The 821-nt window shown below is 72.5% G+C and carries 1 pseudogene; it reads left to right on the forward strand.

The annotated features are described in order from the left end of the window. Positions 1 to 10: 10 nt before the first annotated feature. Positions 11 to 821: pseudogene (locus tag A612_RS07830) on the forward strand (PD40 domain-containing protein); the annotation flags it as partial.

Here is an 821-nt window from a genome sequence, read left to right on the forward strand (position 1 = left end):
GGCGGTCCGCCTGTCGCGCCGTGGCGCCACGCTGGCGCTGGCGGGCAGTTGCGCGCTGCCGGCGCTGGCCCAGTTCCGCGTGGAGATCACCGGCGTCGGCCTGACGCAGCTGCCCATCGCGCTCGCTCCGTTTCGCGGCGAGGGGCAGTCGCCGCAGAAGATCTCGGCCATCGTGCAGGCCGACCTGGAGCGCAGCGGGCGCTTCGTCGGCATCCCCGCCTCCGACCAGTCGCTGGACGAGTCCTCGCGCCCGGACCTGGGGCTGTGGCGCCAGCGCAATGCCGACGCGCTCACCTCCGGCAGCATCACGCGCCTGGCCGATGGCCGCTACGACGTGCGCTTTCGCCTGTGGGACGTGGTGCGCGCGCAGGACCTGGGCGGCCAGGGCTTCGTCGTCACGCAGGCCGACCTGCGCCTGGTGGCGCACCGCATCGCCGACTACATCTACGAGAAGCTCACGGGCGAGCGCGGCATTTTCTCGACCCGCCTGTCCTATGTGACCAAGGTGGGCTCGCGCTACAGCCTGTGGGTGGCGGACGCCGATGGCGAGAACGCCCAATCGGCCCTGTCCAGCCCCGAGCCCATCATCTCGCCCGCTTGGTCGCCCTCGGGCGGGCAACTCGCCTACGTCTCCTTCGAGTCGCGCAAGCCGGTGGTGTACGTGCACGAGGTGGCCACCGGCCGGCGGCGCCTGATCGCCAACTTCCGCGGCTCCAACAGCGCGCCCGCCTGGTCGCCGGACGGGCGCACGCTGGCCGTCACCCTGAGCCGCGACGGCGGCTCGCAGCTCTACACCATCGACGCCAACGGCGGCGAACCCC

Source organism: Melaminivora alkalimesophila, assembly GCF_000282995.1.
Classification (GTDB): domain Bacteria; phylum Pseudomonadota; class Gammaproteobacteria; order Burkholderiales; family Burkholderiaceae_C; genus Melaminivora; species Melaminivora alkalimesophila.